General features: G+C 69.4%; 15 protein-coding genes and 1 tRNA gene. 7 read left to right on the top strand and 9 right to left on the bottom strand.

What is annotated here, in order from left to right; genetic code table 11:
- Positions 1–34 precede the first annotated feature (34 nt).
- The 4 genes from ACYVGI_RS09880 to galU all read right to left on the bottom strand — a co-directional run bounded on the left by ACYVGI_RS09880 (position 35) and on the right by galU (position 3,040).
- Positions 35–110 (bottom strand) — tRNA-Ala (locus tag ACYVGI_RS09880).
- A 52-nt stretch (positions 111–162) separates the two neighbouring features.
- On the bottom strand, positions 163–1,260 hold the full coding sequence (locus ACYVGI_RS09875) for a hypothetical protein (RefSeq protein WP_460632450.1): 1,098 nt from the start codon (positions 1,258–1,260) through the stop codon (positions 163–165).
- Between the two features lie 123 nt (positions 1,261–1,383).
- The gene (locus ACYVGI_RS09870) at positions 1,384–2,046 is read right to left on the bottom strand and encodes a GNAT family N-acetyltransferase (protein WP_460632449.1); all 663 of its coding nucleotides are present in this window, start codon (positions 2,044–2,046) and stop codon (positions 1,384–1,386) included.
- A gap of 22 nt (positions 2,047–2,068) precedes the next feature.
- Positions 2,069–3,040 (bottom strand): UTP--glucose-1-phosphate uridylyltransferase GalU, encoded by a 972-nt coding sequence (gene galU / locus ACYVGI_RS09865; protein ID WP_460632448.1) that lies wholly within the window; start codon positions 3,038–3,040, stop codon positions 2,069–2,071.
- A 58-nt stretch (positions 3,041–3,098) separates the two neighbouring features.
- On the opposite strand from galU, the gene ACYVGI_RS09860 reads away from it, so the two are divergent.
- From ACYVGI_RS09860 to mscL, 3 genes are read left to right on the top strand one after another with little or no spacing between them, the layout of a single operon-like run.
- Positions 3,099–3,683, top strand: a complete 585-nt coding sequence (locus ACYVGI_RS09860) for a 5-formyltetrahydrofolate cyclo-ligase (RefSeq protein WP_460632447.1) — start codon at positions 3,099–3,101, stop codon at positions 3,681–3,683.
- A gap of 54 nt (positions 3,684–3,737) precedes the next feature.
- On the top strand, positions 3,738–4,055 hold the full coding sequence (locus ACYVGI_RS09855; RefSeq protein WP_460632446.1) for an FmdB family zinc ribbon protein: 318 nt from the start codon (positions 3,738–3,740) through the stop codon (positions 4,053–4,055).
- 39 nt (positions 4,056–4,094) lie between these two features.
- Positions 4,095–4,523, top strand: a complete 429-nt coding sequence (mscL, locus tag ACYVGI_RS09850) for a large conductance mechanosensitive channel protein MscL (protein WP_460632445.1) — start codon at positions 4,095–4,097, stop codon at positions 4,521–4,523.
- 14 nt (positions 4,524–4,537) lie between these two features.
- On the opposite strand, the gene ACYVGI_RS09845 is transcribed toward mscL, so the two are convergent.
- The 4 genes from ACYVGI_RS09845 to ACYVGI_RS09830 form a co-directional block, all read right to left on the bottom strand.
- Entirely contained in the window at positions 4,538–4,729 is a 192-nt protein-coding gene (locus ACYVGI_RS09845) for a hypothetical protein (RefSeq protein WP_460632444.1), read from the bottom strand.
- Positions 4,730–4,812: 83 nt separating this feature from the next.
- Complete coding sequence (locus tag ACYVGI_RS09840) at positions 4,813–8,538, bottom strand: AAA family ATPase (protein WP_460632443.1); 3,726 nt, start codon at positions 8,536–8,538, stop codon at positions 4,813–4,815.
- Between the two features lie 112 nt (positions 8,539–8,650).
- Complete coding sequence (locus ACYVGI_RS09835; RefSeq protein WP_460632442.1) at positions 8,651–9,913, bottom strand: MFS transporter; 1,263 nt, start codon at positions 9,911–9,913, stop codon at positions 8,651–8,653.
- Positions 9,910–10,509 (bottom strand): helix-turn-helix domain-containing protein, encoded by a 600-nt coding sequence (locus ACYVGI_RS09830; protein ID WP_460632441.1) that lies wholly within the window; start codon positions 10,507–10,509, stop codon positions 9,910–9,912. The genes ACYVGI_RS09835 and ACYVGI_RS09830 overlap by 4 nt, the downstream gene beginning before the upstream one ends.
- Before the next feature lie 103 nt (positions 10,510–10,612).
- Here ACYVGI_RS09830 and ACYVGI_RS09825 point away from each other — a divergent pair, with 103 nt between their 5' ends.
- Both ACYVGI_RS09825 and ACYVGI_RS09820 read left to right on the top strand, forming a co-directional pair.
- The gene (locus ACYVGI_RS09825; protein ID WP_460632440.1) at positions 10,613–12,046 is read left to right on the top strand and encodes an MFS transporter; all 1,434 of its coding nucleotides are present in this window, start codon (positions 10,613–10,615) and stop codon (positions 12,044–12,046) included.
- Positions 12,047–12,191: 145 nt separating this feature from the next.
- A complete protein-coding gene (locus ACYVGI_RS09820) occupies positions 12,192–12,950 on the top strand; it encodes a C40 family peptidase (RefSeq protein WP_460632439.1) in 759 nt (252 codons plus the stop codon).
- Here ACYVGI_RS09820 and ACYVGI_RS09815 read toward each other — a convergent pair whose 3' ends face one another.
- Positions 12,951–13,577, bottom strand: a complete 627-nt coding sequence (locus ACYVGI_RS09815) for a class I SAM-dependent methyltransferase (RefSeq protein ID WP_402851263.1) — start codon at positions 13,575–13,577, stop codon at positions 12,951–12,953.
- A gap of 191 nt (positions 13,578–13,768) precedes the next feature.
- On the opposite strand from ACYVGI_RS09815, the gene ACYVGI_RS09810 reads away from it, so the two are divergent.
- Together ACYVGI_RS09810 and ACYVGI_RS09805 are read left to right on the top strand one after the other, a co-directional pair.
- Positions 13,769–14,602: a DsbA family protein gene (locus tag ACYVGI_RS09810; protein WP_460632438.1), complete on the top strand. Its 834-nt coding sequence runs from the start codon at positions 13,769–13,771 to the stop codon at positions 14,600–14,602.
- 145 nt (positions 14,603–14,747) lie between these two features.
- On the top strand, positions 14,748–15,083 hold the full coding sequence (locus ACYVGI_RS09805; RefSeq protein WP_460632437.1) for a hypothetical protein: 336 nt from the start codon (positions 14,748–14,750) through the stop codon (positions 15,081–15,083).
- Positions 15,084–15,173: the final 90 nt, after the last annotated feature.

Raw genomic sequence — 15,173 nt, 5'->3', positions numbered from 1 at the left:
GGGCCGCACTTCCTAGGAAGTGCGGCCCGTGTGGTGGTGGAGCTAAGGAGATTCGAACTCCTGACCTCTTCGATGCGAACGAAGCGCGCTACCAACTGCGCCATAGCCCCGTGAACTGCTCCCAAACAATATCATCCCAGGGGGGACGAAATCGAATCGGGGCTAGCTTGCGGCGCGTCGCCTGCGGAGCACGGCGTCGAGGTCGATCGCGTTGCTGTCGAGGTCGCCGACGAGGCCCATGGCCGCGTACCGGCTGGGCTCCTGCGCCGGCGCAACGGCGACGGACGAAGGAGCCGCGTGAGCGGTCTGCATGGCGGGCGCCGCCTGCGCCGTGGCGGCGGCCACCGTCGCGACCGGCCGCAGAGGCAACGGAGCGGGGACGCGCTCCGCCGCCTTGCGCTCGACCTCGGCCAGGGCGGCAGAGCGGCGCAGTGCGGTGGCCGCATCCATCGACGCCATGGCCGTCGCCGCGACGGTTCCGCGGGAGAGGTGAAGCGGCTTGGGCAGCGGGCGCGGGGTCCAGCTCTCCTGACGGGGCCGGCTGACCTGCTGAACGTCGTGCTTGGCGTCGTCGTAGAGCGCGGGTGCGATGGGCGCGGCGAGCGGCACCACGGTCGACACCGCGGCCGTGCGCTCCGCTCCGGCGAGACGCACGAGCATCCCGATGGCCAGGACCCCGACGACGGCGGAGACCGCGAGCGTGAGCCACGCGCCGGTGGCGACAAGCGAGACCGTGCCGATCACTCCCCCGACAACGGCGGCGACGAGGACGAGCGTGCTCAGACCCCGCGAACGGCGCAGCCTGCGGCGGCGCTGGGGCGAGAGCTTCGGGATCGCGGTCGCTGCCGCGAGGACGCGGGCGCGCTGGGCTGCTGCGGCCCGGGCGGCGCGTTCGAGGGCGATGGCGTCGGCAGCGGCAGCCTCCGCCTCCTCTGCGACGCGGCGCTCCTCCTCCGCGATGGCCTGCTCGCGGCGAGCGTGCGCAGCGGCGGCGGCGCGGGCCTCGGTGAGCTTCTTCTGCTCTGCGCGCTTCAGGATGCGCTGCTGCTCTGCCACCGTGCGCGCCGTCGCCTCCATGCGCACCTGCTCCGGCACCTCGCTCGTCTCGGCGAGGATGCGCAGCGTCTGCTGCAGCCGCACCGCGTTGCGTTCGGTCGCCAGATACTCACGCCTGCGCAGCCACACCGGGATGAGATAGGCCAGCCACAGCGCAGCGGCGATGGCAACGACCACCCCACCGCCCATCACGTCCCCTGTCATGCCTCTACGGTAGGGGGCGGCGTGTCCCGCAGCCCGGCAGCGCGCCGGGTGTGTTCGCGATGGAGAGTTCTCTCAGCCCGGATGCAGGGGCGACTCAGCGCAGCCGCATCCGGCCCGGTGTCGTCAGTGCTGTCGTGCGATCGGGATGGGGATCGCGGCGGCCGCTCTGTCCTCGGCCGGGATGGTCGCCGCATCCACCGGGGCGTTGCCGTCGAGCCAGCGGCGCAGGACGCCCTGGGTCAGCTCCTCCGTGACCAGCCCGAAGCAGAAGTGATCCCGCCAGTCGCCGTTGATGTGGATGTACCGGCGGCGCAGCCCCTCGTAGCGGAAGCCGAGCTTCTCGACCACGCGCAGGCTCGGACCGTTCTCCGGCCGGATGCAGATCTCCATCCGGTGCAGCCCGAGCTGATAGAAGCAGTAGTCCGTGGCCAGGGCGACCGCTGTCGGCGTGATGTTGCGCCCGGCGAACTCCTCGGAGACCCAGTAGCCGATGGTCGCGCTCGACAGCGAACCGTAGGTGATCGACGACACGTTGAGCTGCCCGGCCAACTGCCCGTCGTACTCGACGATGAACGGCAGACCGTGCCCTGCCCGCGCGTTCGCCAGCAGCGACCGGATGCTCGACCGGGTGTCGAACGACGTCGGCGCGTACGGGCTGGTCGCCTCCCACTGGCGCAGCCAGCTCCGGTTGTCGAGCAGGGAACGCTCCAGACCGCGGGCGTCGCGGAGGCGAATGGGCCTGAGCCCCACCCTGCCCTCGCTGAGTGACGGTACGACGATCGCCACGGACCTCTCCTTCGTGGTGCGGCTAGTTGGCCGGGTCGGCGACGGTTTCGACGGGTTCGGCCGGCTCCGCTGGCATCTCCGGCAGGATCTCCTCCGGCTCGTCCTCGAGCCCGGCCGCGAACTCGCGGAGCCAGGGGCGAAGGTCGGGGCCGAGATCCTCGCGGTCGGAGGCGAGCTGCACGATCGCCTTGATGTAGTCGAGCCGGTCGCCGGTGTCGTAGCGGCGGCCGCGGAAGACGACGCCGTACACGCCGCCGGTCCAGTCGGGCGCCTGCGCCATCGACTGCAGCGCATCCGTGAGCTGGATCTCGCCGCCCTTGCCCGGCTCAGTCTTCTCCAGCACGTCGAAGACCTCCGGGCGCAGCACGTAGCGGCCGATGATCGCGTAGTTCGACGGCGCGTGCTCGCGGTCGGGCTTCTCGACCAGCCCGGTGATGCGGACGACATCGTCGTCCTCGGTCTCCTCGACGGCGGCGGCGCCGTAGAGGTGGATCTGGCTGGGGTCGACCTCGAGCAGCGCGACGACGGTGGTGTTCCGCTCCTGCTGCACCTCGAGCATCCTGGAGAGAAGTTCGTCGCGCGAGTCGATGATGTCGTCGCCGAGAAGGACGGCGAACGGTTCGCGGCCCACGTGCATCTTCGCCCGGAGCACGGCGTGGCCGAGACCCTTGGGGTCGCCCTGGCGCACGTAGTGCATGTCGGCGAGGGCTGTGGAGTAGTTGACCTTCTCGAGCCGGTCGGTGTCGCCCTTCCTGGTGAGCGTCTCCTCGAGTTCGGCGTTGCGGTCGAAGTGGTTCTCGAGCGCGTTCTTGTTGCGGCCGGTGATCATGAGGACGTCGTGCAGACCGGCGTCCACCGCCTCCTCCACCACATACTGGATGGCGGGCTTGTCGACGACGGGGAGCATCTCCTTCGGCATCGCCTTGGTGGCCGGAAGGAAGCGGGTGCCGAGCCCCGCTGCTGGGATGACTGCTTTGGTGACGTGCGTTGCCATCTGCTCAGGGTATCGGCAATTCCAGGCACCCCTGGATGCAATCTCCTAGGATTGGCGTATGGATTCGGATACTGCCGCCCATCGCAAGCGCGCTCTGCGCGCAGAACTCCGCGAACGACGACAGAACCTCACCAGCACCGAGCGTGCTGCGGCGACGGCGGGCATCACCCGCAACCTCATCGATCTCGCCACCGATCTGTCCGCGCGCTCCGTCGCCTGCTACCTGTCGACGCCGATCGAGCCGGACACGCGCCCGTTCCTCAACTGGATGCACGCCCAGGGCATCCGCGTGCTGCTGCCGATCTCCCGCGAGGACGGCCTGCTCGACTGGACGACGGGCGACGGAGAGACGGAGACCGAGGGCCTGTTCGGGATGCCCGAGGCGGTCGGCGAGCTGCTCGGGCCGATCGCGATCAACGACGTCGACCTCATCGTCATCCCCGCCGCGTCGGTCGACGCCTCCGGAATGCGGATGGGCTGGGGCAGGGGCTATTTCGACAAGACCCTCGGCAGCATGGAAAAATGTCCCCCGGTGTACGCTGTGCTGTTCGATGCCGAACTCGTCGACGACGTCCCGCGCGAACGACACGATCAGCCGGTCGACGGTGCTGTCACCCCGACCAGGATCGTGCAATTCTCATGACGGCAGCGCCGGGCGAACCCGCCCGCCACCCCGACCTTTCCGGAGCCTGACACAATGCCCACCTATTCGTACTCGTGCCGCGACTGCGGGACCGCCTTCGACATCCAGCAGGCGTTCACCGACGACGCGCTCACCGTCTGCCCCACCTGCGGCGGCAGCCTGCGCAAGGTGTTCGGCGCGGTCGGCGTGACGTTCAACGGGTCGGGCTTCTACCGCACGGACTCGCGCGGCACGAAGTCGTCGAGCACGGGGTCCGGGTCGTCGTCTGGATCCTCGGGCTCTAGTTCATCGTCGGGGTCCGGCTCGTCGGGCTCGTCCTCGTCGGGCTCCGGCTCGTCGAGCGCGCCCGCCGCATCCACGTCGTCCAGTTAGTCCCACTGAACCCTGACCCACAGACCGAAAGGACCGGCCATGCTCAAAGGATTCAAGGAGTTCATCCTCCGCGGGAACGTGATCGACCTGGCAGTGGCCGTCGTCATCGGTGCTGCCTTCACCGCTGTGGTGAACTCGATCGTCAACAACGTGTTCAACCCGCTCATCGGAGCGATCTTCAGCGCCGACAGCCTGGAGAACTCCATGACGCTGGTGATCGGTGACGCCCACATCAAGTTCGGCGCTGTGGTCGGCGCGATCATCCAGTTCCTGATCGTGGCGGTCGTCGTCTACTTCGTCTTCGTCTACCCGATCAACCTCGCGAAGAACCGCGCGCAGAAGCTCCGCAATCAGGGCGTCGTCGAGCCGGACGCACCCATCACCGAGCTCGACCTCCTCACCGAGATCCGCGACCTGCTGCAGACCCAGGCCGCACCGCCGTCCGCGTCCGGCAAGCACGCGGAGTAGCGCTCAGCGGCCGCTCACCAGTGCGGCGGGACGTCCTGCCGCAGCCGCTCGTCGTTGCTGTCCGATCCGCCGTTCCAGGCCAGGTCGGTATCCTCGGCCGCGCGCTGCGGCGCAGGCCCGCCCTGCCCGCTCTGCGGCGCAGGGTCGCTCCCCGGCGCGGCGCCCACCTGCACGCGCCGATGCTTCCGCCTGCTCGTCTCGCTCACCCCTCCAGGGTACCGTCGCCATCGATCCCAGGCTTTTTCACCGCAAACGACCCGAATACGGTGCAGAACTGCGGGCTCGATGGCTACGGCTGCTGCACCGGGATGGCGATCGGCGCCGTCTGCGTGTCCGGCTCGTGGATGCCGATGAGGCGCGCGATGCGGGCGGCGACCGCGTCAGGGTCGGCGAACAGTTCGAAGCTGTGCACGCGGAGGTAGTGCCAGCCGAGGCGGCGGAGGACGTCCGGGCGCAGGCGCAGCGACTCGCGGAGGCTGCCCTTGTTGACGTCGTCGTCGGTCTCGACCGCGACGGCGCGGCCCGCGTGGGAGGCGACCAGGGCGAGCTTGCCCCGGTAGCCGAGCTGCACATCCAGACCGCGCCTGGTGAGGCGCTTGGCGAGGTCGAGGACCATCGGGTCGGCGTCGTGGCTGAGGTACTGGGCCGTGGCCGCCTGGATCTGGTCCGCCTCGCCGAGGACCTGGGCGAGCGCGGCCATGCCGTGGCGCATCCTGGTGTCGTCGATGTCTTCCGGCTTGAAGCAGGAGACGATGTCCATGCCGCGGCGCGCGCGGGTCATGCCGACGGCGAGCAGGCGCTCTCCTCCCGGCTCCGCGAGCGCTCCGAAGTTGGAGAGCAGGCGGCCGTGCGGGGTGCGGCCGTAGCCGATCGAGAAGATGACGCGGTCGCGGCTCTGCGCCACCGACTGCTCCAGCGTGACGACCGTGAACGGCTCCGCGTTGTCCTTCAGGATGAAGTCGGCCAGCTCCGTGCGCTTGGCGAACGCCGCGAGAACGGCCTGGTTCACCCGCACTGCGTGCCGATCGCTGGCCGTGATGACCATGAGGGATTCGCGGGGACGCTCCGTCGCGTGCTCGAGCACCAGCTCGACCACCTTCGACACCTCGGCGTCCGTGCTCTCCACCGCGCCGGTGTCGCTGTCGGGCATCCCCTGACCGCCCGTGACGTAGTTGAGGGTGAGGCTGCCGTGACCGAGGTAGGTTCCCGCCCAGGGCAGGGAGTCGATCATCCCGCCGTAGAAGCGGCGGTTGACCAGATCGGCGAGGTCTTCTCCCCCGGCGCGGTAGCTGCGGGTGAGCGTGTAGACGGGGAGCAGTTCGGAGAGCTCGGCCAGTGCCGAACCCGCGTGGGCAGCATCCACATCCACCTGGTCGACGGTCGTCCCGTATTCGTGGGCTCCGATGTCGAACGGCGACGGGGTCTGCGTCACCGGGTCGCCGAACGCCACGATCTGGCGGGCGCGGCGGATCACCGGCACGTTCTCCGACAGCAGGGATGCGCCCGCGTCTACCAGCAGGACCGCGTCGAACGCCACATCCTGGCTGATCGAGGTCACCTCGTACGGCGACACCAGCCAGACCGGCGCCAGCGGGCGCGCCAGGTGCGGCGCGACCTCGTTGAGGGTCGCGGCCGTCGTCCTGTCGCTCTTCAGCAGCTTCTTGAGTGCTGCCGCTTCGTCCGGCCAGTCGACGATGCCGATCTTCCAGGTCTCGGCCAGCATCCACGCGAGCTGCTGGCCGGTGGCGGACGCGTGCGCCTCGTCCACCAGCCGGAAGTCGGCTTCGAGCCGGTCGAGCACGCCCGTGTTGCCGTTGAGCAGGGCGCGGTCGGAGGCGAGCAGCGACTCCAGCACGGACTGCCACCAGGCGAGTTCGAGCTCGGCGGAGACCTGCGTCTCCGGAACGTGGCGCTGGGACAGGTCGGAGAGCAGCGGGTCGAGCTTGCGCTCGCGCAGCTCGGTGAGGAGCGCCGTGCGCTCCTGCAGGTTGGCGAGCACTTCGGACTCGGCGGCGAGGCCGGCGATCTGGCGGGTGAGCTCGTCGATCGGCAGCACGGACAGCGAGTACGGCGTCCCGGTGCGGCGCAGCGGGATGTCGAGGCGCGCGAGGTCTTCCGCGACGCGCTGGTACGCGACCTGCACGTCCGCGATGCCCACCGGAACCTCCGGCACCACACCTGCCGCGGCGAACCGCTGCCACAGGATGCGCTGCTGCTGGATGCGCCGCAGGCTCTCGTTGAGGTCGGTCACGTGCACGCCGGGGCGCACGTACTCCAGCGCCAGCTTGCGCAGGCGGCGGCGGTTCGCGCCGGACATCGACGGGGATTCGCGGCGCGTCGCGGTGGCCGCGATGAGCTCCGCGATCGACCGGTCGTAGACCGCGGGCTGGAACTTGTCGAGCGTCTCTCGCACGTCGAGGAGGAGGCGCAGGTAGACGCCGAGCTCGGAGATTGACTCGAACGGCCGCATCCTGGTCTGGCCGATCAGGCTCTTCGCCCTCTCGATCAGTCGCGGCAGCTCGGAGCGGTTCAGCTTCTTCGCCAGCTCGTGCGCTGCGTTGCCCTCCGCGGTCGTGCCGAAGGAGGCGCCGTACCAGGGCGAGTCGTTGGGGCCGTAGCGGAACTCGCCCAGCCTGGCCGCGCGGATGAGCGCGTCGGCGGCGGACGGCCTGTCGCCTGCCAGCAGCTCGATGGATGCGCGGTCCAGTCTGGCGGTCGTTGACGGCGGGGTGGGCAGCAGCGACAGGCGGGACAGCTCGCCGAGCGCGTCCAGCACCGAGACCTTGAGCACCGGGTCGCGGCGGGTCAGCGCTGAACGGTAGTCGAGCAGCACCTTGCGCAGGCGCACCAGCGCCTCGTCCACGTCGGTGACCTTCGGCTGGGTGGCCTTCTCGTTGCGGCCGATCGACTGGATCACGTCGCGGCGCAGCGAGCGCGGCGTCACGGCGAGGCCGGGCAGGCCGACCTGGGTGAGCCGGTGGGTGATGTCCTCGATGCTCGACCGGCGAGGGGTCACGACCAGCACGCGCTTGTGCTGGGCGACCAGCGCGCCGATGGCGTTGACGATGGTCTGCGTTCCGCCCGTGCCCGGCAGCGTCTTGACGACGATGGAGTTGCCGGCCGCGATCTGGGCGACGACGTTCTCCTGCTCTTCGTCCGCATCCAGCAGCAGGGTGTCCGTGGCGGGCGGGCGCTCGTCCTGGCGGACCGGCTGCACGGGATTGAAGGCGCTCTCGACCGTGCGGCGTGCCGTTGGGTTGCCGGCCAGCGCATCCAGAACGACCGTGTCGAGGTCCTCCGCCTCCGCGCGCATGGCGGTGGCGACGTCGGCGAACGACGAGACGACGAGCCGGGGTTGCACGTTGAACCAGGGCAGGTGCGAGGTCAGGCCGCGCAGCCGGTCGATCACCGGCTGGGGCTTGAACACGCCGTTGGTCAGGGCGAGGGCGACGAACGCATCGGCGTCGAGCGTTATCTGGAACTGTTCTGCGAGCGCGCGCGCCAGCTCGGGGTTCAGGTACGGCTGGCCTTTGAGCTTGAGCTCGAAGTCGCGGCCGTAGCGACGGATCGCGAGCGGGCGCAGCAGAATCGGCGCCGTGTACTCCTCGCCGCCGTGCCGCCACTGGGCGAGCCCGATCGCGAGGTGCACGGACTCGATGCCGCGCACCGAGCGCAACTCGATGCCCTTCGCGGTGATCGCGTTGGCGGCGGCGCGCGCCGTGCGCAGGGCGAGCTCGTCGCGGATCAGGCTCGACAGCAGCGTCGACTGGCCCGTGATGAACTGCGGGAGCCCGCCAGGATGCGTCGAGCTCAGCTCGATGCGGGTCCGCGGGCTGTCCTCGAAATGCAGCAGTGGGGATGCGCCGCCGAGGGCCGCGATCTCCTCACGCCACCTGTGCCACACGGGCTCGGCGATGTTGCCGGCCACGAGAGCAGGGTCACCGAGGCTGATCGCGTGCGGTGACGTGGTGTTCTGCGGATTGAGGGCGTCATCGTCCGGAATGTCCGACATCATGTCGTCATCCTCGTTCTTCCTGTCCAGTCGCCACACACGGCCACCCTACGGGCTGAATCCAGTATTCCCCTTGCAATACGGGCGAGTTTCGCGCTAAAGGGCACGGTCCAGGCTACCCCTCGCTGCGACGACCCCTCTCCCCGAGCAGCGTGAGGCCGAGCATCCCGCAGGCGACATAGACGAGCGCCTGCCCGTTGAGGATGGCGACGACGTCGAAGCGTTCGGCGAGGAAACCGGCCACCAGCAGCCCGGCGCCCTGGGCAGCGCCGCCGAACGTGGTGACGGACGCGAACACGCGGCCGAGCGCATCCGGCGGGGTGACGCGCTGCACGATGGTGATCATGCCGGTGGTGGTCGCCACCGCGGGGATTCCGACCGCGATGAACAGTCCGATGTACACGCCGACGGCGGTCGTCACCGGGTACAGGTTCCAGGTGAGGAGCGAGATGGCGCCGAACACGAGGTAGCCGGCGCCGACGAGCGTGCGCGGCGTGAACCGGCGGAGCAGCACGCCGCTGAGGAGGCCGCCGAGCACCCCGCCGATCGCCTGCACACCGCGCAGCAGCCCGACCTCTGTGCCGTTCGCCCCGAGCTGGTTCGTCACGTACACGATGAAGAGGACCAGGAAGATGCCCTGCGCGAACTGGCCGAGCGTGGTGATCGCGGTCACCGCGCCGAGCGGCCGCACCCGCCGGATGGTGACGAGACCGTCGAGCCACTGGCGGAGGAAGTGCACGCGCGGGAGCGGCGCGTCCGTGTCTCCAGTGGATGCGCGGGGCCGGCTGAGCGCGACGATCCCGGCGCTCACGAGGTAGCTCACCGCATCCACCACCACCACGCCCGGCAGACCGACCAGCACGAATGCGAGGCCGCCGAGCGGGGAGCCGATGAGGCGCGCCAGGTTGTCGCTGACCGCCATGAGCGCGTTGCCCTGGCCGAGCTGCTCCTCGTCGACGAGGCGGGGCACGAGCGCCTGCTTGGCGGGGTTGACGATCGCGCCGAGGCAGGCTTCGAGCGCGGCGACGACGTAGACGATCCACATCCGGTCGCCCGACGCGGCCAGCAGGGGCAGCAGCAGAGCGCCCTGCAGCAGGTTCGCGACGATCATGGTCCTGCGGTGATCCCAGCGGTCGACGAGCACGCCGAGGAAGCTGCCGAGCACGAGCATCGGCAGGAGCTCGGCGAGGAACACGGTGGATGCGCCGAGCGCGCTTCCGGTGACCGCGAACGCGAACAGCGGCAGCGCGATCATCAGCAGCCAGTCGCCCGTGTCGGAGATGAAGCTGCTCGCCCAGACCAGGGCGAAGTCGCGACGGAGAAGCGGCGAGCGCTTCCGCTCCCCCGCCTCGGCGGGTGTGGGCCTGGTGTCGGTCACGATGTCCTCGCATCCGGGTGGCGGTATGCGTTGAGGTGCATGGCGACGACGTCGCTGCCCTCCGGGGCGTCCTCGCGGGTGAGGCCGATGTAGGGGCGGATGAGCGCATCCAGTCGTTCGCCGAGGTCGCGGAGCTCCTGGGGCGTCATGCGCAGGGCGTAGCCGGAGAGCGTCATGGCGTCCTTCCAGTCGTCGGGCAGCGCGTCGCGGCCGGCGACGGCGCGGCGGGTGAGCGCGGCCTCGTCGTCGATCTGCTTCTCGACCAGGACGCGCTCGACGGTGTCGGCGCCGAGCGCGGCGGCCGGGTCGTCCGTGCTGCCGAACTGCAGGCCGGTCGCGGTGGAGCGCCACGGTCGCTCGCGACCGTCCTCCGGGTCGACGGACTCGACCAGACCGAAGCGCGCCAGCGAGCGCAGGTGGTAGCTGCAGTTGGATGCGGTCGAGCCGACGACCTCCGCGCACTGGCTGGCGGTCTGGGTGCCGAAGGCCATCAGGTGGTTGAGCAGGGCGAGCCGCAGGGGATGCGCGAGGGCGCGCAGCGCGCGGGCGTCGGTGATCTGCCGCCTGTTCTCGGGTCTACTCGATGTGAAAGACATGTTTCACATTGTCGGCGCCCTCCTCTTTCACGTCAAGCGGGAATGGTTGACCAGGCGACGTGTTGTTGTAGAGGGTTAACTACACGCACAGAGCTGGAGAACGATGTCGAGCACCACCACAGCCAATATCGGGTTCCGATCCGAGCGCGGTCCCATCCTGATCGCCTTGATGCTGACCACCGGTCTGGTCGCCATCGACTCGACCATCCTGGCCACCGCCGTCCCGTCGATCGTGGCCGACCTCGGCGGCTTCGCCCAGTTCCCCTGGCTGTTCTCCGTCTACCTGCTCGCCCAGGCGGTGTCCGTGCCGCTCTACGCCAAACTGTCCGACACCATCGGACGAAAGCCCATCGTCCTGATCGGCATCGGACTGTTCCTGGTCGGCTCCGTGCTCTGCGGGTTCGCCTGGAGTATGCCGGCCCTCATCGCCTTCCGCGCCGTGCAAGGTCTCGGCGCCGGCGCCATCCAGCCGATGGCCGTCACCATCGCCGGTGACATCTACACGGTCGCCGAGCGCGCCAAAGCGCAGGGCTACCTGGCGAGCGTCTGGGCGATCTCCTCCGTGGTCGGCCCGACGCTCGGCGGGCTGTTCTCCGAGTTCACCACGTGGAGGTGGATCTTCTTCGTCAACGTGCCCCTGTGCATCCTGGCCGGGTGGATGCTGATGCGCACCTTCCACGAGAAGATCGAGCGCCGCACGCACCGCATCGACTACGCGGGTTCGATCCTGCTCACCTCCGGCATGACGCTGCTCATCCTCGCCGTGCTCGAGGGCGGGACCGGCTGGGCGTGGAACTCCGTGTGGAGCATCGGCTCGTTCGTGGTCGGCGGCCTCATCCTGGTGGCGTTCGTGATCGTGGAACGCCGGGCCGCCGAGCCCGTGCTGCCGCTCTGGGTGTTCTCGCGGCGCCTGCTCGTGACGACCACGCTCGTCTCCCTGGGCGTCGGCGCGATCCTCATCGGCCTCACCTCGTACGTGCCAACGTATCTCGAAGGGACCGTGCACGTCACGCCGCTGATCTCCGGGCTCGCGGTGGCGGCGCTCACCATCGGCTGGCCGATCGCGGCCTCGCAGTCCGGGCGGTTCTATCTGCGCATCGGCTTCCGCAACACCGCGCTGCTCGGCTCCGGCATCGCGCTGATCGGCGCGATCACCCTGGCGGCCACGTCTGTGCATCCGAGTGTCGCGTTCGTCGCGATCAGTTGCTTCATCGTCGGACTCGGGATGGGCCTGATCGCCACGCCGACGCTGATCGCCGCCCAGTCCAGCGTCGACTGGAACGAGCGCGGCGTCGTGACCGGCACCAACATGTTCGCACGGTCGATCGGCAGCGCCGTGGGCGTCGCCGTCTTCGGTGCGATCGCCAACTCGATCATCAGCGGATCCACCGGTGGCGAGCACGATCCAGGCACGGTGCAGGCGGCCGCCACGGCCGTGTTCGTGTCGGTGGCGGTGGTGGCGGCGCTCACCATCGCGGCCGGTGCGTCGATGCCGCGCTCGCGCGTGGAGGACGTCGCGTTCACGCCGGCGGCGTGACGGCGGCGGTCTGAGAGGACCGTCAGACATCGGGCGCGCAAACCGCCCGCATCCACCGGTTCCGCTCAGGATGCGCTTCCTAGGCTGGAACGCGGGGGCGAGCACACCGACCACGTGCGCGGGGGCTGCACAATCCGAGGAGCGTATGCCCACCGCAGTCCCGACAGGCAGGCGTGAGCGCGGCCGTCACCGCGCAGAAACCCCCGATCTGGATGCGCGTCCCCGCCCCGCGGTGCGCCACCGGCACGCCGCTGCTCCGTCCAAGACCAGCGCACTGGCCGCGTCCGCCGCATCCATCGCCCTCGTCGGCACGGCCCTCATCGCCATGCCGACGAACTCGGCCATCGCGGCGGAGGCGGCGCCCGTTGTGCTGGTCGCCGCCGCGGAGCAGCACCTGCAGTCGCTGACGGTCGGGGCGGCGACGACGGACGCCTCCGACAGCCGTCGCGACAGGGACGACCCGGTCGCCGGAGCCATCGCCGGCGTCATCACCGCGCAGGGAGGCGCGGCCGGCCAGCAGGCGGCGACCGCGATCACGGCAGCCCTCTCCGCCTCCGGTCCCCGACAGCAGATCGTGGCGACCGCCCTCACCTACCTCGGCGACCCGTACGTACTCGACGGCGCCAGCCACGACGGCATCGACTGCTCCGGCCTGGTCCTCGTCGCGTACGCGTCAGCGGGCATCCAGCTCGGTCACCTGGTACACCTGCAAGACGACGCCGGCACACGCATCAGCGAGGCCGACGCGCAGCCCGGCGACCTGGTCGTCTTCGACGACGAGGAGCACATCGGCCTCTACCTGGGCGGCGGCGTCCTCATCCAGGCACCGGAGGTGGGGAGGCCGGTGGAGATCACCACGGTGTGGCAGGGGGTCCCGCACCACTTCACGCGGTTGTTGCCGTAGCTACGGCTTGCGCGCCAGCATCACGAACTCGTTGTACGGGAACGCCTTGCCTGCCGCGCGCGGGAACGGGAACGAGTACTGACGGATCGGGGTCAGGCCGAGCTTCACGCTCAGGGCGCGCAGGCCGTCGAAGTCGACGAACGTGACGTGGGTCGAGTCGCTGGCGTATCCGCGCTCCTGCGGTGTGATGAACGCCACCTGTCCGCCCGAGCGGATGTAGGGCAGATAGCTCTGGATGAGCTCCACGGCGAAATCGGGGTCGAGGTGCTCGACCACGTGGGCGACGAGGGCGGCGTCGAACGCGCCTGGCACCGCGTACTCGGTGTGCGGGAACTCCTCGCTCGTGAACGCCGTCAGGCCGCGGGCGCGGGCGGTGGCGATCGACTCCGGGTTGTGGTCGACGCCGACCCCGTTGTTGCCGAGGTGCGCGAGGTTGCGGCCCAGACCGCATCCGATGTCCAGCACCCTGCCGAGGTGCATGTGCCGGATGTTGTACCGGTACGGCGCCTGGACGTTCAGCGTCCTCCTCCACCAGGAGTTGTCGAGCCTGCGCAGGCGCTCGGCGTACTCGAGGCCGGCCGTTCCGCTGCCGGAGCCTCCCGGCTCTTCAGCTTTCGCTGCCGTCACAGTCGCCCACCTTCGTCTCGCACCCCTGCAACGGTACGGCACCGGCACAGCCCCTTCAAAGCATTCAGCCAATAACATCGTCTCGGAACTGTTCACCGTTGATGGGATTGAGCCGAATGGCAACAGGCAGGGGCGCTTCGGGGCCGAATAAACGCGACCGCCGGGAAGAGGCGAGGGAACACGCTCGCCTCATGCGCGAAGAAGCCGCCAAAAAGGCCAAGCGTCGCAAGATCATCGTGCAGGGCTCCGTGATCGTCGGAATCGTCGCGGTGCTCGCCATCGTCGGAGGGTTCATCTTCGCCGGGGTCAGCGCGGCCAACAACGTCGCCAACCCGAAGAACATGCTCAGCGGCGGCATCCTGCTCACGGCATCGGACAAGGCGGTGACCACGCCGGCGATCGCGAAGGGCGCAGACCCGACACCCACCAAGCAGACCCTCGACGGCAAGACGGCGCACATCCAGATCTGGCTCGACTACCAGTGCCCGTACTGCGACCAGTTCGAGACCACGAACTCCGACCAGATGAAGAAGTGGATGGCGGACGGCCAGGCGACCCTGGAGATCCACCCTGTCGCGATCCTCGACTCGTCGACCAACAAGAAGTACTCCACCAGGGCTGCGGCCGCCGCGTCCTGCGTGGCGAACTATCAGCCGGACAAGTTCTTCGACGTCAACAGCGCGCTGTTCGCCAACCAACCGGATGAACAGACAGGGTCAGGGCTCACGAACGCGGAGATGCTGAAACTGTTCAAGGGTGCTGGGGCGTCGTCCCAGCAGATCACCGACTGCGTGAACGACCAGCGCTTCGCGAAGTTCGTCACGAACCGGACGACCTCGGCCGTCGCCGACCCGCAGTTGCGCGGTGCGAACGGCTTCGGAACGCCGACCGTGTTCGTGAACGGCCAGCGATACTCCGGCGGCTTCACCGACGCCACCGCGTTCGCCTCGTTCGTGCAGACCGCGGTCAACGACGCAGGCAGCAGCGGAAGCGTGACGTTCCCGACGCCGACGCCCAAGAAGTAGGACACCCGCACGACAGGAGCGCCCGGTCATCCCGACCGGGCGCTTCGTCGTTCCCGCGGCGGGTTGCTCCGCCTTCTCGGTTGCCGCGGGGCGGTGTAGCGTTCGCAGCACCAGCACCAGCACTCCGACGGCGAAGGGAACCACCATGGACCGCATCCCGGACGACGGCATCGAGGGCCTCGACGACGACCTGCTCGGCGACGCCGACGCGCGCGACACGGCAGGGTGGGTCGACCCTGCGGACGGCGACGTCGACTATGCGGCGAACGACCCGATCGCAGCCGCGGACTTCGCCGACGACCTGGTGACCACGGATGCGGTCGCCGGTGAGACGGTCTGGCCGGGCGCGGGCGACGGCAACGAGGGCCCGACCGGCGGCTCCCCCGGTGAGGCCTCCCCTGTCTACGACGAGCACGCCTCCCCCGCAGACGTGGACGCGGACCCCGACGCTCCGGACGCGGCCACCGACCCCGACGCCTGACCAGCGCCTCCCCGCCAGTTCCCGCCCGCGCCGAAGCAATCGAGCCCAGGGTTTTTCACCGCAAACGACGTTCTAGCGGTGAAAAACCCT

This window comes from Leifsonia lichenia, from assembly GCF_054780215.1.
The sequence above is the reverse complement of the archived record's forward strand: the minus strand, read 5'-3'. Positions and strand labels throughout refer to the sequence as shown.

Bases quoted from the DNA above. Each gene is read 5' to 3' on its own strand.
- ACYVGI_RS09855 (WP_460632446.1), top strand. From the start codon at position 3,738: ATGCCCACCTATTCGTACTCGTGCCGCGACTGCGGGACCGCCTTCGAC.
- ACYVGI_RS09860 (WP_460632447.1), top strand. From the start codon at position 3,099: ATGGATTCGGATACTGCCGCCCATCGCAAGCGCGCTCTGCGCGCAGAA.
- mscL (WP_460632445.1), top strand. From the start codon at position 4,095: ATGCTCAAAGGATTCAAGGAGTTCATCCTCCGCGGGAACGTGATCGAC.
- galU (WP_460632448.1), bottom strand. From the start codon at position 3,040: ATGGCAACGCACGTCACCAAAGCAGTCATCCCAGCAGCGGGGCTCGGC.
- ACYVGI_RS09830 (WP_460632441.1), bottom strand. From the start codon at position 10,509: ATGTCTTTCACATCGAGTAGACCCGAGAACAGGCGGCAGATCACCGAC.
- ACYVGI_RS09810 (WP_460632438.1), top strand. From the start codon at position 13,769: ATGCGCGAAGAAGCCGCCAAAAAGGCCAAGCGTCGCAAGATCATCGTG.
- ACYVGI_RS09820 (WP_460632439.1), top strand. From the start codon at position 12,192: ATGCCCACCGCAGTCCCGACAGGCAGGCGTGAGCGCGGCCGTCACCGC.
- ACYVGI_RS09840 (WP_460632443.1), bottom strand. From the start codon at position 8,538: ATGATGTCGGACATTCCGGACGATGACGCCCTCAATCCGCAGAACACC.
- ACYVGI_RS09875 (WP_460632450.1), bottom strand. From the start codon at position 1,260: ATGACAGGGGACGTGATGGGCGGTGGGGTGGTCGTTGCCATCGCCGCT.
- ACYVGI_RS09825 (WP_460632440.1), top strand. From the start codon at position 10,613: ATGTCGAGCACCACCACAGCCAATATCGGGTTCCGATCCGAGCGCGGT.
- ACYVGI_RS09805 (WP_460632437.1), top strand. From the start codon at position 14,748: ATGGACCGCATCCCGGACGACGGCATCGAGGGCCTCGACGACGACCTG.